The 26,698-nt window shown below is 57.7% G+C and carries 17 protein-coding genes; 7 read left to right on the top strand and 10 right to left on the bottom strand.

What is annotated here, in order from left to right:
• Window positions 1-34 precede the first annotated feature (34 nt).
• The 3 genes from KP808_RS06015 to KP808_RS06005 all read right to left on the bottom strand — a co-directional run bounded on the left by KP808_RS06015 (window position 35) and on the right by KP808_RS06005 (window position 4,461).
• Window positions 35-943 carry a sigma 54-interacting transcriptional regulator gene (locus KP808_RS06015; RefSeq protein ID WP_230017770.1) on the bottom strand — a complete coding sequence of 303 codons (909 nt, stop codon included), beginning with the start codon at window positions 941-943 and terminating at the stop codon, window positions 35-37.
• A 50-nt stretch (window positions 944-993) separates the two neighbouring features.
• Complete coding sequence (locus KP808_RS06010; protein WP_058399578.1) at window positions 994-1,914, bottom strand: sigma 54-interacting transcriptional regulator; 921 nt, start codon at window positions 1,912-1,914, stop codon at window positions 994-996.
• A gap of 1,083 nt (window positions 1,915-2,997) precedes the next feature.
• A complete protein-coding gene (locus KP808_RS06005; RefSeq protein WP_230017768.1) occupies window positions 2,998-4,461 on the bottom strand; it encodes a transglycosylase SLT domain-containing protein in 1,464 nt (487 codons plus the stop codon).
• Window positions 4,462-4,679: 218 nt separating this feature from the next.
• On the opposite strand from KP808_RS06005, the gene KP808_RS06000 reads away from it, so the two are divergent.
• A complete protein-coding gene (locus tag KP808_RS06000) occupies window positions 4,680-9,824 on the top strand; it encodes an AvrE-family type 3 secretion system effector (protein WP_230017766.1) in 5,145 nt (1,714 codons plus the stop codon).
• Between the two features lie 48 nt (window positions 9,825-9,872).
• Here the strand turns inward: KP808_RS06000 and KP808_RS05995 are convergent, their stop codons facing one another.
• The 3 genes from KP808_RS05995 to KP808_RS05985 all read right to left on the bottom strand — a co-directional run bounded on the left by KP808_RS05995 (window position 9,873) and on the right by KP808_RS05985 (window position 13,065).
• Window positions 9,873-10,262 carry a type III secretion system chaperone gene (locus KP808_RS05995; RefSeq protein ID WP_230017760.1) on the bottom strand — a complete coding sequence of 130 codons (390 nt, stop codon included), beginning with the start codon at window positions 10,260-10,262 and terminating at the stop codon, window positions 9,873-9,875.
• Between the two features lie 77 nt (window positions 10,263-10,339).
• Window positions 10,340-12,574 (bottom strand): restriction endonuclease, encoded by a 2,235-nt coding sequence (locus tag KP808_RS05990; protein ID WP_230017758.1) that lies wholly within the window; start codon window positions 12,572-12,574, stop codon window positions 10,340-10,342.
• Window positions 12,571-13,065: a CesT family type III secretion system chaperone gene (locus KP808_RS05985; protein ID WP_230017756.1), complete on the bottom strand. Its 495-nt coding sequence runs from the start codon at window positions 13,063-13,065 to the stop codon at window positions 12,571-12,573. Before KP808_RS05985 ends, KP808_RS05990 begins: the two co-directional genes overlap by 4 nt.
• A gap of 302 nt (window positions 13,066-13,367) precedes the next feature.
• Between KP808_RS05985 and KP808_RS05980 the strand changes: the two genes are divergently transcribed.
• Window positions 13,368-14,648, top strand: coding sequence for a pectate lyase (locus tag KP808_RS05980; protein ID WP_230017754.1), 1,281 nt, complete (start codon window positions 13,368-13,370; stop codon window positions 14,646-14,648).
• Between the two features lie 86 nt (window positions 14,649-14,734).
• Here the strand turns inward: KP808_RS05980 and KP808_RS05975 are convergent, their stop codons facing one another.
• Window positions 14,735-16,105 (bottom strand): type III effector, encoded by a 1,371-nt coding sequence (locus KP808_RS05975; RefSeq protein WP_230017752.1) that lies wholly within the window; start codon window positions 16,103-16,105, stop codon window positions 14,735-14,737.
• Window positions 16,106-16,565: 460 nt separating this feature from the next.
• Here KP808_RS05975 and KP808_RS05970 point away from each other — a divergent pair, with 460 nt between their 5' ends.
• Complete coding sequence (locus KP808_RS05970; protein ID WP_230017750.1) at window positions 16,566-17,510, top strand: bestrophin family protein; 945 nt, start codon at window positions 16,566-16,568, stop codon at window positions 17,508-17,510.
• Window positions 17,511-17,659: 149 nt separating this feature from the next.
• Here KP808_RS05970 and KP808_RS05965 read toward each other — a convergent pair whose 3' ends face one another.
• The 3 genes from KP808_RS05965 to KP808_RS05955 all read right to left on the bottom strand — a co-directional run bounded on the left by KP808_RS05965 (window position 17,660) and on the right by KP808_RS05955 (window position 22,443).
• On the bottom strand, window positions 17,660-20,284 hold the full coding sequence (locus KP808_RS05965; RefSeq protein WP_230017748.1) for a GAF domain-containing hybrid sensor histidine kinase/response regulator: 2,625 nt from the start codon (window positions 20,282-20,284) through the stop codon (window positions 17,660-17,662).
• A gap of 318 nt (window positions 20,285-20,602) precedes the next feature.
• Window positions 20,603-21,418, bottom strand: coding sequence for an SDR family oxidoreductase (locus KP808_RS05960; RefSeq protein ID WP_230017746.1), 816 nt, complete (start codon window positions 21,416-21,418; stop codon window positions 20,603-20,605).
• Between the two features lie 107 nt (window positions 21,419-21,525).
• Complete coding sequence (locus KP808_RS05955) at window positions 21,526-22,443, bottom strand: LysR substrate-binding domain-containing protein (RefSeq protein ID WP_005735171.1); 918 nt, start codon at window positions 22,441-22,443, stop codon at window positions 21,526-21,528.
• A 188-nt stretch (window positions 22,444-22,631) separates the two neighbouring features.
• Between KP808_RS05955 and KP808_RS05950 the strand changes: the two genes are divergently transcribed.
• From KP808_RS05950 to KP808_RS05935, 4 genes are all read left to right on the top strand, one after another.
• The gene (locus KP808_RS05950) at window positions 22,632-23,381 is read left to right on the top strand and encodes an SDR family NAD(P)-dependent oxidoreductase (RefSeq protein WP_058399568.1); all 750 of its coding nucleotides are present in this window, start codon (window positions 22,632-22,634) and stop codon (window positions 23,379-23,381) included.
• Window positions 23,382-23,481: 100 nt separating this feature from the next.
• The gene (locus tag KP808_RS05945) at window positions 23,482-24,783 is read left to right on the top strand and encodes an MFS transporter (protein ID WP_230017744.1); all 1,302 of its coding nucleotides are present in this window, start codon (window positions 23,482-23,484) and stop codon (window positions 24,781-24,783) included.
• 18 nt (window positions 24,784-24,801) lie between these two features.
• Window positions 24,802-25,650 (top strand): transketolase, encoded by an 849-nt coding sequence (locus KP808_RS05940; RefSeq protein ID WP_230017742.1) that lies wholly within the window; start codon window positions 24,802-24,804, stop codon window positions 25,648-25,650.
• Complete coding sequence (locus tag KP808_RS05935) at window positions 25,647-26,666, top strand: transketolase family protein (RefSeq protein WP_005735175.1); 1,020 nt, start codon at window positions 25,647-25,649, stop codon at window positions 26,664-26,666. Before KP808_RS05940 ends, KP808_RS05935 begins: the two co-directional genes overlap by 4 nt.
• Window positions 26,667-26,698 lie beyond the last annotated feature (32 nt).

The raw sequence follows: 26,698 nt of genomic DNA, 5'->3' as shown, positions 1-26,698 counted from the left end.
GACCCTTAAATCGGTTCCAGCGCTCTGCAAAAAATCAGATCTGCAACTCCTTGATACGTCGATAGAGCGTGCGGCGTGGCATGTCCAGCTCCAGGCTTGCCGCATCAATGCAGTTACGGTGACGCTTGAGTGACTGTTGAATCAGGGCCTTTTCAATCGCCCGCAGCTGGGATTTGAGCCCACAGGCCAAGTGCTCTTCACTCTGCGGGTCGACGCCCAGCACCGGAAAACCCAATACATGACGTTTTGCAGCAGCCTTGAGCTCACGAATGTTGCCGGGCCAGTCATGCCCCAACAACACCTGCTGAAGCAGCGGACAGACATCGGGCGGAGCAACGTCCAGTTCTTTGGCAGCCGCGGCTAGAAAGCGCTTGAACAAGGGCTGAATGCGCTCAGGCTGTGCGCGCAAGGGTGGCAGCTGGAGTGTCAACACGTTAAGGCGAAAGTACAGATCGCGACGAAATTTCCCCTGCTCGACGGCATCATCCAGAGACGACTGGGCCGAAGCGATCACGCAGACATCCAGCTTGATCGTCGATGTCGAACCCAGTCGCTCCAGTGCTCGGGTTTCCAGCACCCTCAGCAGCTTGGCCTGCAGGCTGAGCGGCATGCTATCGATCTCATCCAGATACAGCGTTCCGCCTTGTGCCGCTTCGATGTAGCCGACTCTGGAGCGATCAGCACCGGTGTACGCACCGCTGACCACTCCAAACAGCTCACTTTCCGCCAGAGATTCCGGAATCGCAGCACAATTCATCGCGACCAGGCGACCTTTACGGCCCGACATTGCGTGAATGCGCTGGGCAATCGTGTCTTTGCCGGTTCCGGTTTCGCCTGACAGCAACACATCGATACCGAGTTGCGAAATGCTTTCAGCGACGATCCCCAGATTTGGAACACGCTCCTCGTCCAGGTCGTCATCAAACCCCTCATCAAGATCCATCACATGACTCCCGAGACATCAGCTTTTTGGACTCCAGCCGTTGCTGCGATCTATGCAGCAACTCCCAGCTCCTTCATACGGTGGTAAAGCGTACGTCTAGGCAGTTCGAGCTCCTGAAGCACGGCGTCGACATTGTGTCGATGCCGTTTCAACGCATCCTGAATAAGCATCTTTTCGATCACGCGCATCTGCATGCGCAGACCGGTCACCGGATCACGCGCATCCATCGGCTCGGCCCCCAGCAGCGGGAACCCCAACACAAACCGCTTGGCTGCGGATTTCAGTTCGCGCACGTTGCCCGGCCAGTCATGGCTGAGCAGGATCTGCACACGCCCGTTATCCAGTGCAGGAACGGGACGTTGGAACTCAGCGGCAATCTCCTGGGTGAACTGGTCGAACAATGGCAGGATCTGTTCGCGACGTTTGCGCAAGGCTGGCAAGTGGAGCGTCAGCACGTTGAGCCGAAAAAACAGGTCGCGACGAAAAAGTCCTTGTTCCACCAGTTCATCCAGAGGGCGCTGGGCGGAAGCAATCACGCGCAGATCCAGTGGAATGAATTCGGTCGAGCCCAGCCGCTCGACTCCCCGGCTCTCCAGCACGCGAAGCAGCTTGGCCTGGAGGCTAAGCGGCATGCTGTCGATTTCATCGAGGTAAAGCGTGCCGCCGCTGGACGCCTCGATGTAGCCCTCGCGAGCGCGGCAGACGCCGGTAAATGCGCCATTGACGACACCGAATAACTGGCTTTCTGCCAACGATTCGGGGATGGCGGCGCAGTTCATGCCGACAAAGGGCCCGGACCTGCTGGACAGCTCATGAATGCGATTGGCCAGGGTGTCTTTACCCGTCCCGGTTTCCCCGCACAGCAGTAAGTCCATATCCAGAAACGCGCTGTTCATTGCAATTTGATGACCAGCGGATAATGCAGTTACGTCCCAACACTCTCGGACGTCCTTATCAATGTCTGTGCTCATCGATCACTCTCACTGTGGGTGGCAAGCGGACTATTAATACCACGTCTTACAAGGCACACATATAGTAATTTAGTTCCCCATGAAATGAGAAAAAGCTCACAAAGTTGAGAATTATTATCATAGTAATATCGTCATATGACGAGCAACACCCGCATAGAGCCAGACTGTTGGGATGATTAGTTTAATCTATCGATATTCCATTCCGATCAAGCGCTTACCGTTCATAAAAACCTTAAACCCCCCGGCGTTCGGGCCGTTCGTCCGACTGCCCCGTCTTGGACCCGGGCAAAAAACCATGTAATCACACGGTTTATTATTAGAAAAAACCGTGCAGGAAAGTGACTCGACTTATAAAAAATCAACGTACCGTTACAGGCCACATGAAAGGGCTCAACTAATAACAGGCCGAAAGAAATAAAAACGAGAAACACAAACTTAACCGCCCCCCTTCCAAGGAAAATTATTTTACCCAACTACCCGACCAAAACAAAAAGTTCGACATTGAAACTTAACTTACTGATTGGAAACGGAAGACGTTACACGTAACGCTGAACAGCGTTACTCATAGTTTTTCATCCATTCGGTTTTCCGAACGCTGCTCACGCTAGACATGGAGGGTTACAAAATCATCCCGGTTTTCGGGCTCGAAACTAGATAGCCTTTTGCCACCCACCCATTCGGCTATCCGAACGAGTGGATTCCGTCGCGCGTAGACTCAAAATTGGAGGGAAGGGATAGTTAACTGAAAGGATTCAGTGTAGGACAATCCATCAATCGCAAGCTGTCGCTGCGCCAAAGGTAGTGACCATAACCAATGGTGATACCTCGTCATCACGGAAGAATGTTTCTAAATGTGTGTAAGCACTAGCTTACAAAACTTTACAAAAGTTCAGCAAAAATAGTCGGCGAGTGTAAAAAGTTCATGGCTACCTGCCACGAACGAGAAAAAAAACAAGGACGTATCAGCGTTGAAATATAGCGTCTTAACGGCGAGTCACACCGAAACGCCAACAAGAAAAAGCACCAAAAAAGGGCATTTTTCAGGTGATTTTGCTAGGCATCCGGCTTTAAAACCGCAGGTTATTAGCGTGAACCGCTGGCATAGACCACGATACGCGGGCCGCTTGGCAGCTCGCGCGGGCCCGTACGATCCTCGATATCATCACGTCTGCGAGGCGACGAGCGGTCATCCACGTAGCGCCCGGCTTGTACCACGCTAGGCACCGTTAATGCCTCCCTTGCCGGTGTCCGCGGGGTCATCGGCGGCTCTTTATGCTCGACAGCCGGTACCAAGGGTGGTGTTTGCGGCGTAGAAGCCTGCTCTGCCACCCGCATGGGTTGCACGGGCTTGGGCACAGGTGCCCGCTCAGCAACCTCCACCGCCTGCACGGGCCTGGGCACCGGCGTTCGCTCGACCACACGCACAGGCTGCGGCGTCCGGGGTAATGCCAAGTGCTCGACCGCAGGCTTATCAACGCGCTGAGGGGCGCTCATGGTTACGGGCGATTCTCCGGTAATTCGCGCGATACCGGCTGTCAGCACTTGCTTCTGAGTCTTGGGCAGCAGCAACCGCCCCGGTCCATCCGGCGTTTTTTTGCGCAGAAACGCCGAGTTGAGTCTCAGCAACTGCCCCTCATCCACGCCCGCAGTGGCCGCAAGCTGGGTCAGGTCTACGGCATGGTTGAGTTCGACCACGTCGAAATATGGCGTATTGGCGACCGGGGTGAGTTTTACACCGTAGGTAGCGGCGTTGCGCACGATCAGCGAGAGCGCCAGCAGCCTGGGCACGTAATCCAGGGTTTCCCTGGGCAAATTCAGGTGCCAGTAATCAACAGGCAGGCCGCGCCGCCGATTGGCCTCGATCGCCCGGCCGACGGTGCCTTCGCCCGAGTTGTAGGCCGCCAGTGCCAGCAGCCAGTCATTATTGAACTGATCATGCAGGCGGGTCAGGTAATCCATCGCCGCCCTGCTGGATGCCACCACGTCACGGCGAGCGTCGTACGTAGCGCTTTGATAAAGATTGAAGCTGCGCCCGGTAGAAGGCATGAATTGCCACAGGCCAGCCGCCGCAGCCGGTGAATTGGCCATCGGGTTGTAGGAGCTTTCGATCATTGGCAACAGTGCCAGCTCCAGCGGCATGTTGCGCTCGTCCAGGCGCTCGACAATAAAATGCAGATAGGGGCTGGCCCGGACACTTGCCCCACTGATAAAGCCACGATTGCTCAGCAGCCAGTCGCGCTGGCGAGCGATACGCTCATTCATGCCCTGGCCAGCGGCCAGCCTGCTGCGTTGCGCAACGCGCTGCCACACGTCCTCGCCGTTATACACGGGCAAATCGGAAATGCTCTCTGCCGCACGCGCACCTTCCTGATCATCTCCCCCCCAGTAGACCAGGCCCGTAACCAGCCGCGGATTGCGTTCCTGCCGGGGTGCTGAATAGTCCACAGACTGACAACCCACACACAGCGAGCCCAAGGCGAGGACAGCGATTTGAATAGCGCGAGCCAGCAAGCGGGGGCGCGATACGAAGGAGGCAACGGCGGGCATGGGGGGAATGTCCTGAACGTGTCCATCCTACGTGGCACGTTCACCGTTACGGTTCCCTTTGAAACCGATATCAGCGCAGCAAGGCGCTTGGCTGAATCATTTCAGCCATAAGTATTTGCGATGGAACCCTCCACCATCACTTGCCACTCAGCCGATGAAGGAATTTTCACGCTTTGCATCAGGCTGCCATCAGTGGCAAATGGACAGGGAGATTCACCGTGCATTCATCATCGATCCACCGCAACACCGGAAGCATCATTCAGCCGCCGGTCCCGGCAAATACGAACGCTGCAACTGATCTACAGCAAAAAACCGAACAACCCAAGCAGCGCTCCTCGCACTCACTGAGCAGTGTCGGCAAGCGAGCGCTGAAGAACGTCAGCAAACTGTTCCAGAAATCCAAGGCACCGCAGCAGAAAGCGGCCACGCCTCCCACCGTAAAAAACGTCAAGCCTTCACAGCCCACTTCAAATGCGAAGACAGCCAAAGATAAAGCGCCTGTATCTCAGTTATCGAGCAATAGTCTTGATGACCTGGACGATACGCGCCAGCCAGTGACGCGTGCGGGGCATAGCGGCGCCAGCACTTCCGGCACCAAAGCCCAAGACCCGGACGAGCCGGCAACGCTCCAGAGTTCTCGGCAATCGATGATGACGCGCAGCAATGGAGGCCGTTTCGAGCTGAAAGACGAAAAACTGGTTCGCAACTCAGAGCCACAAGGCAGCATTCAACTGGACGCCAAGGGAAAGCCTGACTTCTCCACGTTCAATACTCCCGGCCTGGCCCCATTGCTGGATTCCATTCTCGCCACCCCCAGGCAAACCTACCTGGCCCATCAAAGCAAAGACGGCGTGCACGGCCATCAGTTGCTACAGGCCAACGGGCACCTGCTGCACCTGGCGCAGGACGACAGTTCGCTAGTCTTGATCCGCAGCAGCAAAGAAGCACTGCATATAGAAGGAAAGAAACCGCCAGCTGTGAAACTGGAGCGTGAAGACGGCAACATTCACGTCGACACCGCGAGCGGACGCAAGACTCAAGAGTTACCCGGCAAGGCGCACATCGCTCACATCACCGGCGTGCTTCTCAGGCACGACGGCGAGCGTATGCGTGTGCATGAAGACCGGCTCTATCAGTTCGACCCGATCAGTGCTCGCTGGAAAGCGCCTGAAGGCACGGAGGACATCGCTTTCAACAGTCTGGCCGCAGGCGGCAACGGCTCGGTCTATGCGAAAAGCGACGATGTGGTAGTCGACCTTACAAGCCCGTTCATGCCGCACGTTGAAGTCAAGGATCTGCAGTCATTTTCGGTGGCGCCGGACAACAGAGCGGCATTGCTCAGCGGCAAAGAGACCCAGGCGATTCTGCTCACAGACATGAGCCCGGTGATTGGCGATCTGACCGAGAAGAAAACCAAAGCGCTTGAACTCGACGGCGGCAAGGCGCAAGCGGCTGCGGTCGGCCTGAGCGACAACAAGCTGTTCATAGCAGACACCCAAGGCAGACTTTACAGCGCGGACCGGAGCGCATTTGAAAGCAATGACCCGCAATTGAAGCTGATGCCCGATCAGGCAAACTTTCAACTGGCAGGCCTGCCGCTGGGTGGCCACGACAGCGTCACCGGATTCATCAACGGGGATGACGGCCGTGTGCATGCATTGATCAAAAACCGCCAAGGCGAGATTCACTCCCACGCACTCAATGAGCAGAGTTCAAAACTGGAAAGCGGCTGGAACCTGACCAATGCTCTGGTACTGAGCAACAATCGCGGGCTGAGCATGCCCCCGCCCCCCACCGCCGCTGACCGGCTCAACCTCGATCGTGCGGGTCTGGTTGGCCTGAGCGAAGGACGCATTCAGCGCTGGGACGCGACGCCCGAATGCTGGAAAGACGCCGGTATAAAAGATATTGACCGCCTGCAACGCGGTGCCGACAGCAACGCCTATGTGCTCAAGGGCGGCAAGCTGCACGCGCTCAAGGTGACTCCTGAACACCCCAACATGGCCTTTGACCACAACACGGCGCTGGCCCAGACCGCGCGCTCGACAACAGTCGAGATGGGCAAGGAAATCGAAGGCCTCGACGACCGAGTAATCACAGCCTTTGCAATGGTCAGCAACAAATGCTTCGTCGCCCTTGATGACCAGAACAAGCTGACCGCCCACAGCAAGGATCACAAACCCGTCACTCTCGATATCTCCGGCCTGGAAGGCGATATCAAGAGCCTTGCTCTGGATGAAAAACACAACCTTCATGCGCTCACCAGTACCGGCGGGCTTTATTGCCTGCCCAAGGAAGCTTGGCAATCGACAAAGCTGGGGGATCAGATGCGCCCCCGCTGGACGCCGGTTGCCCTACCTGAGGGTCAGCCGGTCAAGGCACTTTTCGCCAATGACGACAACGTGCTCAGCGCCCAGGTCGAAGACGCCGAGGGCCAGGGTCTGATGCGGCTCAGTGCAGGCAAATGGCAAGCTTTCGAGCAGCGCCCGGTAGAAGAAAACGGTTTGAATGACGTGCACTCGCGAATCACGGGATCGAACAAGACCTGGCGAATTCCAAAAACCGGGCTGACGCTCAGAATGGACATCAATGCATTCGGGCGCAGCGGTGTGGAGAAATCCAAAAAAGCCAGCACCAGCGAGTTCATGCGCGCCAACGTCTACAAAAACACCGCAGAAGTGCCCCGCTGGATGAAGAACGTTGGCAACAATATTCAACATCGCCACCACGGTCACCTGGGTCTGAATGAGGTATATGAAACCGAGTCCATGCTGTTCAAGCAGTTGGAGCTGATCCATGAATCCGGTGGCAGGCCGCCTGCCCCGGGCAAGGATTTAAAAGCACGTATTGCCGCACTGGAATCAAAACTGGGGCCTCAAGGCGCTACGCTGGTCAAGGAACTGGAAACTCTGCGCGAAGAGCTGGAAAATCACAGCTACACGGCGCTGATGTCTATCGGCCAAAGCTATGGCAAGGTGAAAAACCTCAGGCAACAAGACGGCATTCTCAACCAGCACGGTGAGTTGGCCAAGCCGTCGGTGCGCACCCAGTTCGGCAAGAAACTCGCTGAGCTGGGCACAAAGCTCAACTTTAAAAGCTCTGGACATGACCTGGTCAAAGAGCTTCAGGACGCCTTGACTCAAGTTGCTCCGTCTGCTGAAAACCCCACCAAAAAGTTACTCGGCACGCTGAAGTATCAAGGGCTGAAACTCAGCCACCAGAAAGCCGACGTACCCTTGGGGCAGCGCCGCGATGCCAGTGAGGAGCATGGCCTGAGTAAAGCGCGTCTGGCGCTGGATCTGGTCACGCTGAAAAGCCTCGGCGCGCTGCTCGACGAGGTCGAACAGCTACCGCCGCAAGCCGACATAGATCGGTTACAAAACAAACTGGCGACGCTGCGTGATGTGACTTACGGCGAAAACCCGGTCAAGGTGGTTACAGACATGGGCTTTACCGATAACAAAGCGCTGGAAAGCGGTTACGAAGCGGTCAAGACATTCCTCAAATCGTTCAAAAAAGCTGACCATGCGGTGAGCGTCAACATGCGCGCAGCCACAGGCAGCAAGGACCAGGCGGAGCTGGCCGGGAAATTCAAAAGCATGCTCAAGCAACTGGAGCATGGAGACGACGAAATTGGGCTGCAACGCAGTTACGGACTGAACCTTACCACCCCGTTCATCATTCTTGCCGACAAGGCCACAGGACTATGGCCAACGGCAGGCACCACCGGCAACCGTAACTACATACTCAATGCCGAGCGTTGCGAGGGCGGCGTTACCCTGTACCTGATCAGCGAAGGTGCGGGAAACGTAAGCGGTGGCTTCGGTGCCGGCAAAGACTACTGGCCGGGCTTTTTTGACGAAAACCATCCTGCTCGTAGTGTCGACGTCGGTAACAACCGCACGTTGACCCCCAACTTTCGCCTGGGCGTGGACGTGACAGCCACCGTCGCCGCCAGCCAACGTGCCGGCGTGGTCTTCAACGTTCCGGATGAAGACATTGACGCATTTGTCGACGATCTGTTTGAAGGCAAGCTGAACCCCTTGCAGGTACTTAAAAAAGCAGTAGACCATGAGACCTACCAGGCGCGGCGATTCAACTTCGACCTCACGGCGGGCGGAACTGCCGATCTACGCGCAGGAATAAACCTGACCGAAGACAGAGACCCGGATGCCGATCCCAATAGCGATTCGTTCTCTGCGGTGGTGCGCGGCGGATTCGCGGCGAACATCACCGTTAACCTGATGACCTACACCGATTACTCGTTGACCCAGAAAAACGACAAGACCGAGTTGCGCGAAGGCGGCAAGAACCGCCCGCGCTTTCTCAACAACGCAACGCTTGGCGGGCAGCTTCGCGGTCAGATCGGCGGCACCCACACCGCCCCCACAGGCACACCCGCCTCCGCGCCGGGACCGACGCCTGCTTCACAGTCAGCCGCCAACAATCTGGGAGTAGCGGTCAACTTCAGCGTAGAGAACAGGACTGTCAAACGGGTCAAGTTTCGCTACAACGTCGCCAAGCCGATAACCACCGAAGGTTTGGGCAAGCTGTCTAAAAGCCTCGGCGAGGCCTTCAAGGACAGCACGACCAAAGCAAAACTGGCCGAACTGGCCGACCCGCTGAATGCGCGTTACGCAGGCAAGAAACCGGATGAGGTTATTCAGGCGCACCTCGACGGCCTTGAAGAACTGTTTGCCGACACTCAATGGCAGAACGACAAGCAGTACAAAGCACTTCGTGGCCTGAAACGCGGGGCGGTCGAGCATCGGGCATCAGTCAACAAGCACAGCGTGATGGATAACGCACGTTTTGAGACCAGCAAAACCAACCTCTCCGGCCTGAGCAGTGAAAGCATACTCACCAAAATCATGGGCTCAGTACGTGAAGCGAGCGCCCCCGGCAATGCAGCCAGGGTTGCCGAGTTCATGCGCCAGGACCCGAAACTCCGCGCCATGCTCAAGGACATGGAGGGCAGCATCGGGACACTGGCACGCGTACGGCTGGAACCGAAGGACTCACTGGTCGATAAAATCGACGAAGGTAGCCTGGACGGCACCATGACCCAAAGCGACCTCTCCGACCTTCTGGGGGACCGCAACCAGATGCGCATCAAGCGCCTGGTGGTATTCCACACCGCGACTCAGGCTGAAAACTTCACCTCACCAACCCCCTTGGTCAGCTATAACAGCGGAGCGAATATGAGTGTCACTAAAACGCTGGGGCGCATCAACTTCATTTATGGCGCAGACCAGGACAAACCGATTGGTTACACCTTTGACGGCGAGTTGTCGCGGCCTTCGGCGTCGCTCAAGGAAGCGGCGGGCAAGTTGAAGCAAGAAGGGTTTGAACTGAAAAGCTGAAAACGCAAACAGTGAAAAAAGCGCCGCCTTTACGCGGCGCTTTTTTATTCACGCCTGCAAAAATGCCCGAGCATCACGAGCCTGAGAAATGAAGCCGCGAGTCACGTCGCAGAACGCCGGTTCATCGAGTGAAGACAGTTCACGCTGGGCACATAGACGTACATCGCCCTGATCGACAGCAAACCAGCAACCGTGCAAACGGGCGACGTCGAAGTTCAGGCTCAACAGGCGCTGCAGATCAGTGGAACGCTCCGGACAGCGGCCTACACGGCAATGAAAGACGACCATTTCGCTGTGCTCGGGCAACTCGATGATCGCCGCTTCGTTGTTCTGGCCGTCGTAAAGGGCGCATACGCCATTCTGCAAGGCCAATGATGTACCGAGCTGGACGCTCAGAGCGTTGATGAAGCCGGCAAAATCGGGTGTCGGGTTTCTCATCGTTATAGTCCTTTAAAGTTAAAGCAGTCTGAATCAGCCGGACAACAGACAGGTACGGACTGTGCCCGGCGTTGGAATCAGCGCGGAGCGAGCAAGCCTTCTTCCAGCGCCCGCAACTGCTCGTCGTCAAGCGGAACGGAAGGTGCCGGCCGCTGCACTATCGGGCTGGTTGGCGACGTTGGGGCCGCGTTCCGGGGCTCGTCGACGGACCCGCGAGCTTCAGGCGGTTTTGCTGGCGTAAGCGCAGCGCGTGCTGACGACACGCCGTTCAGCACACCGTCTGCCAACACTCGAACCGTGTCCACAGCCATCTGGGTTGGCAGCTGCAACGCGCCTCGGCCCATGTGATAAGCGTTTTCCATAGCCCTTGGAATGCCGCTCAATGTGCCCGGCTGGGAGGTATGTGGCAGCGATTCCCTGTTCGGATGGCGGATGTTGTTCAAGGCTGTTTCGGTACGATCCAGCATCGGCGTTGCGCCGCCCATGCCCGCATCCTTCAGCGCCTTGGCTTCGGCGGTGACAGACTGGTTGGCGTACAGCGTGGACAGGTAGGAAATCGAGCCCGTTGCGGCCAGCGCCATGTTGCGCAGGATATTCCCCGCACTGAGCGTACCGCGCGCGCCTTCGGGCTGGGCTGTCACTGGCGGCAGTGCCGAGGTCAGCGCCGAGCTCTGAATACCCGATATTGCCTTGCTGTAGAACGTGGTACGTACCGACGCTTCGCGCAGGTCCATGCCTTTGGCCAGATCCTTTTTCAGCTCTGTCTCGGCACGGTCTGGCGTGAATACCGGAATTTTGCGCCCTGCGGGATCGACATACGTCGACTTCAGCTGCAAAAGCGTTTGCGAACTGGCAGACACCGCCCCGCCAAAGCCGGATGCCAAGGCTCTTGCACTCAGCGTCTGACCATTGATCTGGTGTAAATCGTTGAGCATCTGGCGCACGGCCTGTGAACCACCAAAGGCACTGTAAGCCATCATTTCACCCACCGGATGGGTGGACGAACCCTGGACCTTCTTCTGGTTCAGCACCGCGCGTTCGCCCTTGACGAATGCATTGTCCTGAGCGAGCTCATCGGGCGTTTTTCTGATCAGTTCACCGTGCTCGCTTTTCAGTTCGAAGGGGTCAGGAATCACCGAATTGGTATCGATAGCCTTGAGTGGCACCATGTTCAAGCGCTCGTTCAGGCCGGTCTTCTGCAAGGCAGCCTGAAACACCGGCTTCACTACGCTGTTGACTGTCTCGTGAGCAATGCCCGCGACCATTCCGGTTATTGCCGCCTTGAGCATGCTGGCGTCGCTGCTGGTCTCAGGCACCTCCTCTCGCAGCTTGTCACTGGTGGACAAACGCACGTAACCCAGGTGCGTCATTGACGACAGGAACTGTGGAACCGCAGCTGCGACAATCGGCCCGGTACCTTTCCAGCCGCCAACCGAGTTGCGGGCAGTGACAAGATCACTGACGACGGTGTCCAGTTGTGTATGTGCGGCGACCGAAGCAAGGCGTTTGGCCTCTGGCGATTTGACGAAATCGGCGTGCAGGCCGATCAGAGTGGTTTTGGCATCAACCAGCGCCTGCCTGTTAGCGTGCAAAGCTTCCTTATCGCCCTCTTCGGCACTTTGCAGGCTCACATCCACTGCAGCGATATGCTCATCCAGCGACACGATGCCTTTGCTCAGTCCTTCGCCGATTGCCTTGCTTGCACGACCGGCGTACTCGCCAAGGGCTGTCTGACTGACGGCAAGAGTCGCCCGATCCTCGTTGGCATGCGGGCCTGTCTTGGTGGGCGTAGCGTCATGCATCAACTGAAAGTGCTCCAGTTGATCGGCGACCGATTGCGCGAAGCCCTTGATCAGTTGACCGACTTCGGCTTTGTCGGGGGCCTGACCCGGCTGGGTAAACTTGTCCAGCAGTTGTTGCAAGTCCGAACCATGAAACTGCTTCAGTTGATAGCGCTCAGGGGAGAGACGCTCGGCCATGACTTCAAAAGGCAGCTTTTCAGCCTGCAGCAAGCTGCCAATCAATAACGCGGCACGCGAGCTGATCATCGGCGCGCCGCTGACCGGAGCCGTCGCAGGCTCAGCCTTGAAGGCTTGCAAAAGCTGCGTATGTCGCGCCGCAACATTCAGCCGCGCGGCACCGGCAGCCGAGCTTTCTGCTGCGTGCGGCCCTGCCTGATTGGGAGTCAGCGGCGGATTCATGCCTGGCGTCACTGCATTCGGGTGAGCGGTCTGGGCGGGAATAGCATCGGGCTGCTGGTTTATCCGGGCGAGCTCGATGCCGCCCGATCCAGCGATTCGCGGAGTGTTCATTGAAACCTCCCTGAGGCCGACAGGCTCTCGCGTTTGGCTGCCGTGGCAACAGGCTGCTCAACCGGGGCACCTGCTGTTTTGACCTGCCCGATGAACCCGTGCTCGCGCCACTCGTTCGCCAGATCAGCGAACGACTTCATCAACAGCAGCACGCCTTCGGCAGAGGCTCGTTCCAGGCTCACGGACCCCATAAGCAGCACCCGGCTGGTCTGAGCATTCCAGGAGAAGACCGGGCTATGGGCGCCAGAGAACATATGAAAATTGATGTCCATCAACGCCAGCAATGCAGCGTCACGATTGCGTGTCGGCAACGCTCCCATGTCGCCGTAAATCAGAACAGCACGGCCCTCATCACGATCCTGATACTGAAGTGTGAAGTCCACTTCGCTGATTTTGAAATTGGCAGATTCGTAAAAACGTTCAGGCGTGGAAATAAGGCTGAGCGCGCAGATTTCGTTTATCAGGATGTGGTACGGGTCATTATTGGTCATTTCACGGCCTCTGAGTGCGATATGAAGCCACACCGTTTTTCTGCCGGTGTGTTCGCACTGAGTCGACGGTAAAGGCGTTTTGGTTCCTTGCGCTCGTCAAGCGCACAAGGGATGGCGTCTTGAAAACATCGCCATCAATAGCGGCGAAACGGGAACCGCTCACCTCGCTTTGCCACTCACTTCGAGCAACATCTGGCGAATTCCTCGTCGACCTATAGAACTGACAGGGACGCGGCGACCGACGCTGGTAAATCCGGAAGACGACGCTGGTTCATATGTCCACCCCATCGAGGTAAAACATCATGAGCATCGGTATCACCCCCACGCCCTACCAACCCACGTCAGCCGCGCTGGACTTCTCGGCGCTGAGTGAAAAAAGCCCGCAGACAAACACCTTCCACGATGAGAGCGCCCCCCAGGCCGTAGACGCTGGCGCCATGCTGTTCAATAGCGCCGCACAGAAAAACGTCAGTTTCGGGCAACCCGACAACAGCGTGCAGAGCCCGCAGGATGCCAACAACACAGCAAACCCCGAGTCCAACCTCATCAAGCTGTTCAGTGCATTGATTGTTTCACTGCTGCAGATGCTCATGAACCTTAACAAAAAACAGGACACCGATCAGGACTCGAGCGGGTGGCAGGACCCTTTTCAGAACAATGGCGGGCTCGGTACGCCTACGACCGATAGCGGTGACAGCGGTGATGGCAGTACGCTAGCCGCAACGGGCGATGGTGGGGGCGATACACCCACTGCAACAGGTGATGGCGGTGGCGATACGCCGACTGCAACAGGCGGTGACGGCGGCGATAGCCCTGCACCCACTGCAACAGGTGGCAACACGCCTTCTGTCGATGGCAGCAGCGAGAACGATGATGGCGTAACACCGCAAATCACACCGCAACTGGCCAACCCCAACCACACCTCAGGCACTGATCCGGTTTCGGATACAGCGGGCGCCAACGACCAGGCCGGCAAGGTCATTGTGGTGAAAGACACCATCAAAGTCGCGGCCAACACAGTCTACGACGCCCACGGCGCAACCTTCACTGCCGACAAGTCGATGGGTACCGGAGACCAGCGCGAAGACCAGAAGCCTTTGTTCGAACTGGCAGAAGGTGCCACCTTGAAAAACGCGAACCTGGGTGAGAACGAAGTGGATGGCATACACGTGAAAGCCAAGGACGCCCAGCAAGTCACCATCGATAACGTGCACGCCGAAAACGTCGGGGAGGACATGATCACCGTCAAGGGCGAGGGAGGCGCAAAGGTGACCAATCTGAAAATCGAAAACAGCAGTGCTGAAAACGCAGACGATAAGGTTGTCCAACTTAACGCGAACACTCATTTGAACATCACTGGTTTCGAAGCCAACAATTTCGGAACGCTGGTTCGCACCAACGGTGAAAAGCAGTTTGATGACATGAATATCAAGCTGGACGGTGTAGACGCTAACCACGGCAAGTTCGCACTGGTAAAAAGCGACAGCGAAGACCTGAAGCTGGAGACCAGCAACATCGCCATGACCGATGTCAAACATGCCTATGATAAAACCAAGGCCTCGACCCAACACACAGAGCTTTGAATCCCAACCGGACAGCTGGAAAAAAGAGGTGGCCTCACTCGTTGAGCCCACCCCTTTTTACCGTCTAATTGCAACTCACAGGCTGCTTACGACCACCCAGGCTGAAACGGTGTTTCACTTGGAGAAGCCGCAATACCACCCTCTTCAATATCCGCTTCACGCGCGGGACGATGACGCAGGTTATTGACCGTGTTACGCAAGCTGGCACCGGTATTGACGAGCGCTTCCCCGCCTTTGTCTTTGACGGTTTTCGCCAGTTTTACGGTCTGGTCGGCGACATAGCCTGTCGTACTGGACGCAGTCGACTTCACCGTGTCCTGTATGAACGACTCGGCCTTTTTAACCGCAGGGTCAGTCGCCAGTGCAGCGGTGGTCCAGCCTGCGAAAACGCCTGCCGAACCCGCCAGGTTGGTCAACTGACTGACCGCAGCACTGGTCGCCGGATGGGAGATGTTTTTCGTCGCCATCTCCTGCAACTTGCCTACCCCTGCGAAACCGCCCGCCAACGCAACCCCGTTTTGTACCAGACTGGTTGCCGAGACCAGACTTCTCACCGCCTTGAGCCCGTCAGTCGCGATGTCCAGTGGCAGACCGGCCATCCGCTTGCCAGCGTTAAACGCCGCACCTGAGTAGCTGGCTGACTTGATCGCGTTGTAAGCATCAAGCCAGTCGGTTTCGTCATTCAGGTCAGCCTTGGGCTGTTTATCCTTCAGGCCGAGCACGAATGCACCACCGCGCAGGTGATCGCGCGACTGCACACTGAGCATGCGGTTGCCAAAGCCTGCGTTGGCAGCCAGACCACCCGCCGTCGACACGCTGATGTCGACAGCACTCTGGACTGCCGGTCTGGACGCCAGTGCCGGAGCCAACACCGTACGCACTGCGTTGCGCGCCGAGTACGTCTGCACCGCAATCCCCATGTCCACAATCTGCCTGCCAAGCCCTGGCGAGTGGCGCTTCACAGATGCAGCCATCGCATCATGGAGCCTGTCCGGCGAGGTGCTCAGGTAATGCAGATCACCTGTCGCACGATCCATCATCTTGGTGCCCACCTGGTCCATCACCCCCGACAGCGCCCCGGAAATGAACGGGGTTAGCGGCTTGAGTGGCGCAGGTAGCCAATCGCCCTTGTTAATCGCTGGCTGCATGTACTGAAGCACCGAAGCAGCGGCAAATGGCGTGGCCCGTAACGCGCTTGATGCCGTCGTCGCCAATCGGTCGAACTTTTCCGCCTTGGCAAATGTTTCTCCGATGCTTGCACGGGTTTCGCCCTGCTCACTCAACCGCCTGGCGCGCGCATCGATCAGCGCATCGATCTGCTCGTTATGAGCATGAATGGCAGCGTGGTCGTCCAATGAGTCGGTCAACGGCAATTTGTGTGCAGCGAACACATGATCCTTCAGGTAATCAGTAATCGCATGCAGATTGTCCTGCGCACCGGAGTTGACGGACCGCACAGAACTGGAAGCAAGAGACGCGTCAGACGCGGTTCGAAAGCTCTCCATCTCAATACCAGGCGGTTGTTGGACGGATCGATTGATGTGCATGGAAATTACCTCTCGGTCTACGGAGTTTGAACAGCAAAGTGCTGAGGCGGGCTTGTCCGGAACAAGTATTTGCATGAAAGCAATGCAACGAAGTGTCGATCAAACAACGCCAGAAACTGCGAAACGTCCGGCTACCCGCCAATTGAACAGGATCGACAAAGGCTGTGTGGTCCCGGATCCGTTGACGGTTCCAGTGCATGACCTGTGCATGCCGAATTCAAAGGCACCAGCCGAAACAGCACAGCAAACCGTGTTGAAAATTACGCACCTGGAAATTAAGCGGGCTTTAAGGCGAGCGGCGTAAGTTCGCGGCATAACGTGTTCACTGAACATGTACAGCCTTCTTCCAACCCAGCAAGGGAGTGCCGTAATGACGGGTCTTTTCGAAAAAAAATGGCGGTGCATCAGCAGAACGATCACCTACGTTGGCTGGTCGCTGTTCTGGCTTCTGCTCTGGGACCTGGCCGTGACCATGGATGTCATGCTGATCGAAGGCAAGGGCATCGATTTCCCGCTGATGCCTCTCACGCTGCTTTGCTCGGCACTGATCGTGCTGATCAGCTTTCGCAACACAAGCGCCTACAACCGCTGGTGGGAAGCGCGCACGTTATGGGGCGCGATGGTCAATAGCTCACGCAGCTATGGCCGCCAGGTGATTACCCTGATTGAGGGTAATACCGATGATCGCAACAACCCGGTGAAAGAAGTGCTGTTTCATCGCCACGTGGCCTACCTGCGGGCACTGCGCGCCCACCTCAAAGGCGATGTCGGCACCGCAAGGCTCGACGGTCTGTTGTCGAACGCCGAAATTCGTCGGGCCTCTGACAGCAATAACTTTCCCAATGACATTCTGAACGGCTCGGCAGCCATCATCTCCGAAGAGTTTGCAGCGGGACGCATCGACAGCATTCGTCTGGCGCGACTGGAGTCGACCATGGTCGAACTGTCCAACTGCCAGGGCGGCATGGAACGCATCGCCAACACACCGCTGCCCTACCCATACATCTATTTTCCGAGGCTGTTCAGCACCCTGTTCTGCATCATCATGCCACTGAGCATGGTGACTACCCTGGGCTGGTTCACCCCGGCGATATCCACGGTGGTCGGCTGCCTGCTACTGGCAATGGACCGTATCGGCACCGACCTGCAAGCGCCCTTCGGCAGCAGTCAGCACCGGATTCGCATGGAAGACTTGTGCAACACCATCGAAAAGAACCTGCGCTCGATGTTTAGTGCGCCGGAAAAGCAGCTGCTGTCGACAGGCTCGCAAGGCGAGGACGGTGATGCTTGGCAGGCGCATCGGCTGGCCGTTTGAGGAGCTGATATAAGCGCTAGGCGGCCAACCATACAAGTTTTCACAGGCGAAGGAGGTTTGGAGGCATAGCCTGGGATTAATGGCGCATCATTGACTGCCAAATCCAAGCTGACAGGAACGATGGCCTTCACCCCATACTCTGGCGAAGGTCAGGGTGCCAAGCCATAAGCTTCTGGCGCGGGGCCGCCGCCCTTGCCGTGAAGCGGGGCAAGGCATGCTGCAAGTTCGCTTTTGCGAAACGGCTTTGTGAGCCGCGGAAGATCCGGATCAAGGCCCTCACGTTCGGCATATCCGGAGACCAGCAGGATCGCGGTTCCAGGCCTTGAGGAGCGGACCACTCGGGCCAGATCGGTCCCGTTGATACCCGGCATGAGGTGGTCCGTGATCAGCAGATCAAATGCCTGCCCGTTGGCTATCAGTTGCATGGCCTCTTCACCTGACCCGGCCTCGATCACGCGGTAACCCAGCTCGGCCAGCATGTAACAGGTGCTTGCCCGTACCAGTTCCTCATCGTCGACCAGCAGCGCGATCCCGCGCGTCAATTGCGGCTCTGACGCCTCGACAATGTGCAAAGCCGCTGCTGGCACGGTCATGCTGCGCGGCAACCACAGCTCCACTTTCGTCCCGGAACCTGGCGAACTCTGAATCGTGAGAGCACCGTTCAATTGTGATGCCAGCCCATGCACCATCGAAAGACCCAGACCAGTCCCTTTGCCGACACCCTTTGTGGAGAAGAATGGCTCCACCGCTCGGCCAAGCGTGGCAGCGTCCATGCCAGTGCCCGTGTCTGCGACAGTTAAACAGAGGTATTCGCCTTTCGGCAGCTTCGAACGATGCCCATCGCCCACCAGCACCGTGCCGGCAGATATGCACAGGGTGCCGCCTGCGGTCATCGCGTCACGCGCGTTCACGGAGAGATTGAGAACAGCCATCTCCAGCTGGTTTTGATCGGCAATGGCAGCAGGCAGATTCTCTGGAGCATCGACGACCACCTTGATTTTCGGCCCGGCCGTTCTGGCCACCAGATCACCCATATCGCTCAGCAATTTGGCCACATCGACCGGAACCGTCTGCAACGGCTGACGGCGCGCGAAGGCAAGCAGTCTCTGTACCAGCGTCTTGGCACGCTCCGCCGACTGCATCGCGCCCGAGATGAGACGTTGCTCTCGATCGCCACCCACGCCACGTCGCAGGAGCAGATCGAGCGTGCCCACAATGGGCGTGAGCAGGTTATTGAAGTCATGCGCAACGCCGCCGGTAAGCTGCCCCATCGCTTCCATCTTCTGGCTCTGGCGCAGCGTCTGCTGGACCTCCTCGCGCTCGGCGATGGCCTGGACAATTCGCCTTTCAAGGGTGTCGTTAAGCTCTCTCAGCTCCTCCTCGGCAGCCTTGCGAGCAGTGATTTCGATTGCGGTGCCGGTGACGCGCAAACAGACACCGGCTGCATTGAACACCCCGCGCCCCTTGGCCGTGATCCAGCGAACGACGCCGTCCTCTCGGCCAATCGTGCGATAGTCGACCTCGTAGAGCGCGCGACGCTCTGGGTCTGCGGCCGCCAGGAAGGCGTCGATCGTCGCATCACGATCCTCGGGGTGCAAACCATCATAGAAATCTTGCAACGTGACCGTCACGTTAGCCGAGATGCCGAACATCGCCTTGGTTTGTAAAGGCCAAACCAGCGTGTCATGCACCAAATCCACGTCCCAAAAACCCACATCGGCGTGGTCAACGGCCAGGCGCAACCTCGACTCGCTGATACGGATCGCGGAATCCGTTCGTGCACGGTGAACAATCAGTCCGACCGTATGAGCCACGAAGTCGATGATCTCAACATCCTCTGGCAACGGCTCACGCAGCTCACGGTGGTACAGGACGAAAGCACCGAGCAGTGCGCCCTGCGCCGAACGGATAGGGACTGACCAGCAGACGAACAGCCCATGTCCGACGGCCAGATCGCGGAACTCGCTCCAGCGTGGGTCGATCATGATGTCGGCCACTGCCATTAATGCGCTCTGGTAGCCCAGGAACGGGGCGACAGCAATAGCTTTGAGAGCGTCAGTGTAAGCGTCAGGCAGACTCGGGCCGGCACAATGCTCCACGTGATCCATGTCCTCATCCAGGAGCACGATGCTCCCCACGAATCCCGACGTTGACAGCGCTTCCACTTCGCGGACGATTGCGTCCAGAGTAACGTTCAGGGTTGTCACTTCTACAGCCAGTTCAAGGATTCGATTCTGAGTGGCCCTTAGTGCCGCCCCGCGGTTGCGTGCCTGGGTCAGGCGCGCATTCTCGATTGCGATGGTTGCCAGTCGCGCTAGACTTTCCAACAGTTTGATCGTATCGGGATCATGATCGCGAACATCGGACCAGTAAGCGCCAAGCGCCGAGAACGGAACAGGTCTACCGATGGGAACCATCACGAGGCTTCGGACAAAGGTCGGCGCGTAAGCGTCCTGCGAGATGCGTGGATCGAGCCAAACATCACTGATCGCAACCGTCTCACCATGGCGCATCGTCCAACCAGATACACAATGGCTAATCGGGAAGCTCTGTCCTTGCCAAAGGGGAGAAACCGCATCTTCGGCTACATAAGAACAGCGGCCTTCATTTTCAATGATAACCGCAATGCCCTCCGCGCCTGCCGCAGCGCGCGCCGTGTCCCTCAATACAGCGACGACCTCCTCAACCGAGGCCGCACTGGTCAGCCTCTCGCTGGCACTCAGCACATGCGACAGGCGGTCATCACCAATCAGATCCTTGGGAACATTAAGCAAACGGGTCTCCCAACGGTCGCAGAATACTGTTCCGCGGCATGGTTCAAATTGAAGGAGGGAAAGAGATGCTGAAGTGCGACTCTCTTTTCGTTTTTGTCGAATTTCAGTCTCTCAGAAAATCGATTATCAAGCATCACCACTGCGGCATTTTACGACAGATAGCACTTGGCCACGAGCTGTCCCCGAGAAGGGCAGCTTTGGACCGACTCTGTTGAAAACAGTTGGTTTTCTCAAACGGGCCTATCATTGGTCGATGATCTGATTCAACAGAATCGGTAAAAAACTGTCTTTCGCAAGCACGATCTTAATATCCCAGGCTTAACTGTCGTTCAGGACTGCCGGAGTAGCAGCCGTTCCAGCCAACAGACCGCCATCAATGTTGAACTCACTGCCCGTGATGTAGGTGGCGTCATCCGACGCGAGCAACAAGGCCAGAGAGGCCACTTCTTCAGGCATACCAAATCGCCTGAGCGGAGTGTCTTGCACCAGCGCAGCCATTCGCTCTTCGCGACCGGCATCGCTACCTAGCATGGGTTCCCACATGGGGGTCAGGATGGCCGCCGGATGGATCGAGTTGCATCTAACGCTCAGTCCTTGTTCGGCGCAGTAAAGCGCCACCGTTTTTGTGTGGTTGCGAACGGCAGCTTTGGACGACGCATACGCTGCGGCACCTGGAATGCCAACCAGGCCGGAGCGAGAGGAAATGTTGATGATGGAACCGGCTCCTGACTGGCGCATGGAGCGAATGGCGTATTTGCATCCGAGGAATACACCGTCGAGATTGGTTTGATGCACCGAACGCCAAGCGTCCAGACTTGCATGTTCCGGGTCATGCTGCTCAACGCCATTTTCGAATCCGGTGATGCCCGCATTATTAACGAGGATGTTCCAACTCCGGCCTTGATTTGAAATCTGCGCGGCCAGTCGTTGCCAATCCTCTTCACGCCGCACATCCAGACGCAGAAAACAGGCGCGACTACCCAATGAGCTTGCAACCGCATTACCAAGGTCGTCGTTAATATCCGTGACGTAAACGAAGCAGCCTTGTTGCACAAAGAGTTTTGCAATCGCGGCACCGATGCCTTGAGCCGCGCCGGTAACGACCGCTGTTCTGGAAACCAGTTTATTTTCCATAAATGATGACATCTCCATGGTGAGGCGTATTCAGACATCATGAGAATGAGCCCATGCCCTATGCCACGCTCACACCTGGCAAAGAGGCTAACCATAAGCGGGGCGGCTCAAAACACAAACCCCTGCCCTAACTCATGCTCCATCCATTCAAGAAATCTTCTGACTCTGGGGAAGCCGGAATGGGCCTTGGGAAAGACCAGATGATGCGCTGCAACCGGTGCAGTCAATTCTTGAGGCGCAACTTCGATCAGTTCGCCAGTGCCCAGATACTTTTGCGCCAGCAAGGTGCTTTCCAGCGCAAAACCCAAGCCGTGACTGGCGGCTTCCAGCGTCATGTACGAGCGGTCGAAACTCAGCGCATAAGGCTTTTCCGGGCGAGCCAGTCCATGCCGGGCAAACCATTCGGGCCATTTGAGCAACGTGGCTTCGGAGAGAATCAATTCGCGGTCGAGCAAGTCTGCTGCGCTGTGCACCGGGCGACGCGCCAGCAGTTGCGGAGACGCCAGCACAGCGAATTTTTCGTCACGCAGGGTGCGCACTTCGTAGCTCGGCCAGTTTGGTCTGCCATGACGGATATCGACATCGATCTTGTCCCGGCTGAAATGCAGCGACTCATAAGAGCACGACAGGTTGATCTGGATATCCGGGTGGCTTACCCGAAACGCCTCCAGCCTTGGCATCAGCCAGAGCAGCCCGAAACTGGGCGCGGAATGCAGGCGCAAGCAATCGAGACTGACATCGCTTGCCGCACGTTCGGTCGCGACGGCAAGGCTGTGCAACACCCCCGAGACATCTTTCAGATACTGCTCGCCGACCGGCGTGAGCGTGACACCGCGCGCGGCCCGGACGAACAATTGCCGTCCGATCAAAGCCTCCAGTCTGGCCAGTTGGTGACTGACTGCCGAGGGTGTCAGGTCCAGGACCTCAGCTGCTCTGGCCAGATTGCCGAAGCGGGCAGTCTGTTCAAAGGCCTGAAGCGCTTTCAGCGGTGGCAGGCTCAGAGGTGCATCGTCATCAGGCTGCATGAACACTCCGATGTGTCCGATTATTCGAGTTTCATGCATTCAACCACTGGTATAGCGGATTGACGAGAGGTGAATTTTTTTCAGCATCCAGTGATTTTTGCGGCATTGCTCAGGACCCGCACCGGGAACACTCTGAAGTCATCGATCACCCGAATCGAATCCAACAACAATAATCAGAGGTAACCCTTATGCTTCTTCAAGGCAAAATCGCAGTCATCACCGGCGCAGCGTCGGAGCGCGGTATTGGTCGCGCAACTGCGGTCACGTTCGCCAGCCATGGCGCACGCGTGGTCATTATCGATCTGGATGAGTCCGCTGCACGCGATGCCGCTGCCGCACTGGGTGAAGGTCATCTGGGTCTGGCGGCCAACGTCGCCGATGAAAAACAGGTTCACGAAGCCGTCAGCAAAATCATCGCGCACTACGGTCGCATTGACATTCTGGTGAATAACGCGGGTATCACACAGCCCATCAAGACCCTGGACATCCGCCCTGGCGATTACGACAAGGTACTCGACGTCAGCCTGCGCGGCACTCTGCTCATGTCGCAAGCGGTGATCCCGACCATGCGCGCCCAATCCTCGGGCAGTATCGTCTGCATGTCGTCGGTTTCCGCCCAGCGCGGCGGAGGCATTTTTGGTGGCCCTCACTACAGCGCGGCGAAAGCCGGCGTGCTGGGACTGGGCAAGGCGATGGCACGTGAATTCGGGCCTGATCAGGTGCGTGTCAATTCCATCGCCCCCGGCCTGATTCATACCGATATCACCGGCGGTCTGATGCAGGATGAGCGACGCCACGCGATCATCGACGGCATTCCCTTGGGCCGCCTGGGCGCAGCGCAGGACGTGGCCAATGCCGCGCTGTTTCTGGCCAGCGACCTGTCGTCCTATCTCACCGGTATCACGCTGGATGTGAACGGCGGCATGCTGATTCACTGACCGCGTGTGGACGGGCTGGCAAACAGCCTGTGTTTGTTCTGGATCGACGATACGCCAGGCGGTTGCCTGGCGGTCTATAAAAACAAGAGATCAGACCATCATGATAACCACCATGACCCTCGACGCGGTTTCGACCACGCGCGCCAATGCCTACCGCAAGACCGCCTGGCGACTGATGCCGTTCCTGATGCTGTGCTACCTGTGCGCTTATCTCGATCGGGTCAATGTCGGCTTCGCCAAGCTGCAGATGATGAACGACCTGGCCTTCAGCGAGACTGTCTACGGCCTCGGTGCAGGCATGTTTTTCATCGGCTATTTCCTCTGCGAAGTACCCAGCAACCTGATCCTGCACCGGGTCGGTGCCAGACGCTGGATCGCCCGCATCATGATCTCCTGGGGCATCATTTCCGCCCTCTTCGCCTTTGTCGAAACCGCCTGGCAGTTCTATACCCTGCGCTTTCTGCTCGGCGTGGCGGAAGCCGGTCTGGCACCGGGCCTGCTGCTGTACCTGACGTACTGGTTCCCCTCTTATCGCCGCGCGCGCATGACCGTGCTGTGGTTCATCGCCATCCCGCTGTCCGGCATGATCGGCGGCCCGCTGTCGGGCTACATCATGACCCGCTTCGCAGGCGTTCATGGCTGGGCTGGCTGGCAATGGATGTTCGTCCTTGAAGCGATCCCGACGGTGATCGTCGGCTTGCTGGTACTGAGCTATCTGAAGGATGGCGTGCATCAGGCGACATGGCTGTCCGCTGAAGAAAAGGAATTGGTCAACAAGGAGCTGCAAGAGGACAACAGCCAGAAAGTGGTACACGCGTCGGTAGGCGCCTTCATTCGCGACAAGCGTCTGTGGCTGCTGGCATGCATCTACTTCTGCGTGGTGATGGGCCAGTACGCGATCACCTTCTGGCTGCCGACGCTGATTCGCAATGCAGGCGTTTCCGATCCGCTGCATATCGGCCTGATGACCAGCCTTCCCTACCTGTGCGCAATCGTCGTGATGCTGCTGATGGGGCGCAGCGGCGACAAACATCGAGAACGTCGCTGGCACCTGGTCGGGCCGATGATCGCAGGCGCACTCGGGCTGAGCCTGGCAGCGCTGTTTGGCGGCAATCTGCTGCTGTCAGTGTTCAGCCTGTGCCTCGCCGCAGCAGGCATTCTCTCGGCATCGTCGCTGTTCTGGATGCTGCCCACCACCCTGCTGGGCGGGGTATCGGCGGCCGCCGGGATTGCCGGGATCAACAGTTTCGCCAATCTCGCGGGCTTCTGTTCGCCCTACCTGATCGGCTGGATCACCACCACGACCGGCTCAAGCGCCATTGGCATGTACCTGATTACCGGCGTGCTGTTCATCGGCGCCTATCTGGTGCTGCGCATCCCTGCCGCCTCGGTCAATCGTTGAGTCAACGGAGTAATCACCATGACAGCCACTACTTTATCTGCGCCTTCAACCTCGCTGGCGCAGCGTGCTCATAACATTCGCCGGCACGCATTACGCATGGGCCAGGTTCAGGGCCAGGGTTATGTCGGACAGGCGCTGGGCGCTGCGGACCTGCTCGCTGTGTCCTATTTTCACGCGCTGAACTATCGGCCTGAAGACCCTGAATGGGAGCAGCGCGACCGCTTTTATCTGTCGATCGGCCACTATGCCATTGCGCTGTACGCGGCATTGATAGAGGCGGAAATCGTCCCGCTCGATGAACTGGAAACCTACGGCTCGGATGACAGCCGTTTGCCCATGTCCGGGATGGCGACTTACACCCCTGGAATGGAAATAACCGGCGGTTCGCTAGGTCATGGTCTGGGCATTGCGGTAGGTGCCTGCCTGGGGCTGAAGCGCAAGGCCTCAAGATCTTTCGTTTACAACCTGCTGTCGGACGGCGAGCTGAACGAAGGCTCGACCTGGGAAGCGGCCATGTCCGCCTCGCACTGGAAACTGGACAACCTGATCGCGATCGTCGATGTGAATAACCAGCAGGCCGATGGCCACTCCAGTGAAGTGCTGGCTTTCGAACCCATCGTGGATCGCTGGCAGGCGTTTGGCTGGTTTACCCAGCGCGTCGACGGCAACGACTTGAACGCACTGGTCGCAGCCTTCGACGCGGCCCGCCAACACGTCGGCGCTCAGCCCAGGGTCATCATCTGCGACACGAAAATGGGCAAGGGCGTGGCGTTTCTGGAAACCCGTGAAAAGACCCACTTCATCCGCGTGGATGAGCATGAATGGGACGTCGCACTGAATAACCTCGACGAGGGGAAAATCGTATGAGCTCTGCCAATCACACACCGTCTCCGTCCGTTGCCACGAAGAAAAAACTGACCACCTCGGCGATGATCGCGTCTATCGCGTCCGAGGGTCAGGCCACTCGCCCGGCTCCGTTCGGCCATGCATTGGCGGCGCTCGCGGAGCAACGTCAGGATATCGTCGGGCTGTCGGCTGACCTGTCGAAATACACCGACCTGCACATCTTCGCCAAAGCGCACCCTGAACGTTTCTACCAAATGGGCATGGCCGAGCAATTGCTGATGAGCGCGGCTGCGGGTATGGCTCGGGAAGGCTTCGTACCGTTTGCGACCACTTATGCGGTGTTCGCCTCGCGTCGCGCCTACGACTTCATCTGCATGGCGATTGCCGAGGACAACCTCAACGTCAAAATCGTCTGCGGCCTGCCGGGCCTGACCACTGGCTACGGCCCCAGCCATCAGGCCACCGATGACCTGGCGATCTTTCGCGCCATGCCCAACCTGATGATCGTCGACCCCTGCGACGCGCTGGAAATCGAGCAGGCCGTACCGGCGATCGCAGCGCATCAAGGCCCGGTTTACATGCGATTGCTGCGCGGCAACGTGCCGTTGGTACTGGATGAATACGGTTACACATTCGAGATTGGCAAAGCCAAGACCCTGCGCACCGGCAACGACGTGCTGATCATCTCCACCGGGCTGATGACCATGCGTGCCCTGGAAGCGGCCAAGGCACTCCAGGCCGACGGTGTCGATGTTGCGGTGCTGCACGTGCCGACCATCAAGCCGCTGGACGAGCAGACCATTCTGGCGGAAGCCAGAAAACCAGGCCGTCTGGTAGTGACCGCCGAAAACCACTCGATTATCGGCGGGCTGGGCGAAGCAGTGGCGACGGTGTTGCTGCGCAATGGCGTTACACCGACCTTCAGGCAGATCGCCCTGCCGGACGCTTTTCTCGACGCTGGAGCGCTGCCTACACTGCATGATCGTTATGGCATTTCCACGCCCGCCGTCTGTACGCAAATCAAGGCGTGGCTTTAAGCACTGACAGGCGCAGGGGCTTATTTCCCTGC

The sequence above is a fragment of the Pseudomonas savastanoi genome (genome assembly GCF_020917325.1).
GTDB classification, from domain to species: domain Bacteria; phylum Pseudomonadota; class Gammaproteobacteria; order Pseudomonadales; family Pseudomonadaceae; genus Aquipseudomonas; species Aquipseudomonas amygdali.
The sequence above is the reverse complement of the archived record's forward strand: the minus strand, read 5'-3'. Positions and strand labels throughout refer to the sequence as shown.

Bases quoted from the DNA above. Each gene is read 5' to 3' on its own strand.
- KP808_RS05980 (WP_230017754.1), top strand. From the start codon at position 13,368: ATGAGCATCGGTATCACCCCCACGCCCTACCAACCCACGTCAGCCGCG.
- KP808_RS06015 (WP_230017770.1), bottom strand. From the start codon at position 943: ATGGATCTTGATGAGGGGTTTGATGACGACCTGGACGAGGAGCGTGTT.
- KP808_RS05940 (WP_230017742.1), top strand. From the start codon at position 24,802: ATGACAGCCACTACTTTATCTGCGCCTTCAACCTCGCTGGCGCAGCGT.
- KP808_RS05990 (WP_230017758.1), bottom strand. From the start codon at position 12,574: ATGAACACTCCGCGAATCGCTGGATCGGGCGGCATCGAGCTCGCCCGG.
- KP808_RS05995 (WP_230017760.1), bottom strand. From the start codon at position 10,262: ATGAGAAACCCGACACCCGATTTTGCCGGCTTCATCAACGCTCTGAGC.
- KP808_RS06005 (WP_230017768.1), bottom strand. From the start codon at position 4,461: ATGCCCGCCGTTGCCTCCTTCGTATCGCGCCCCCGCTTGCTGGCTCGC.
- KP808_RS05935 (WP_005735175.1), top strand. From the start codon at position 25,647: ATGAGCTCTGCCAATCACACACCGTCTCCGTCCGTTGCCACGAAGAAA.
- KP808_RS06010 (WP_058399578.1), bottom strand. From the start codon at position 1,914: ATGAGCACAGACATTGATAAGGACGTCCGAGAGTGTTGGGACGTAACT.
- KP808_RS05955 (WP_005735171.1), bottom strand. From the start codon at position 22,443: ATGCAGCCTGATGACGATGCACCTCTGAGCCTGCCACCGCTGAAAGCG.
- KP808_RS05970 (WP_230017750.1), top strand. From the start codon at position 16,566: ATGACGGGTCTTTTCGAAAAAAAATGGCGGTGCATCAGCAGAACGATC.
- KP808_RS05950 (WP_058399568.1), top strand. From the start codon at position 22,632: ATGCTTCTTCAAGGCAAAATCGCAGTCATCACCGGCGCAGCGTCGGAG.
- KP808_RS05945 (WP_230017744.1), top strand. From the start codon at position 23,482: ATGATAACCACCATGACCCTCGACGCGGTTTCGACCACGCGCGCCAAT.
- KP808_RS05960 (WP_230017746.1), bottom strand. From the start codon at position 21,418: ATGGAAAATAAACTGGTTTCCAGAACAGCGGTCGTTACCGGCGCGGCT.
- KP808_RS05985 (WP_230017756.1), bottom strand. From the start codon at position 13,065: ATGACCAATAATGACCCGTACCACATCCTGATAAACGAAATCTGCGCG.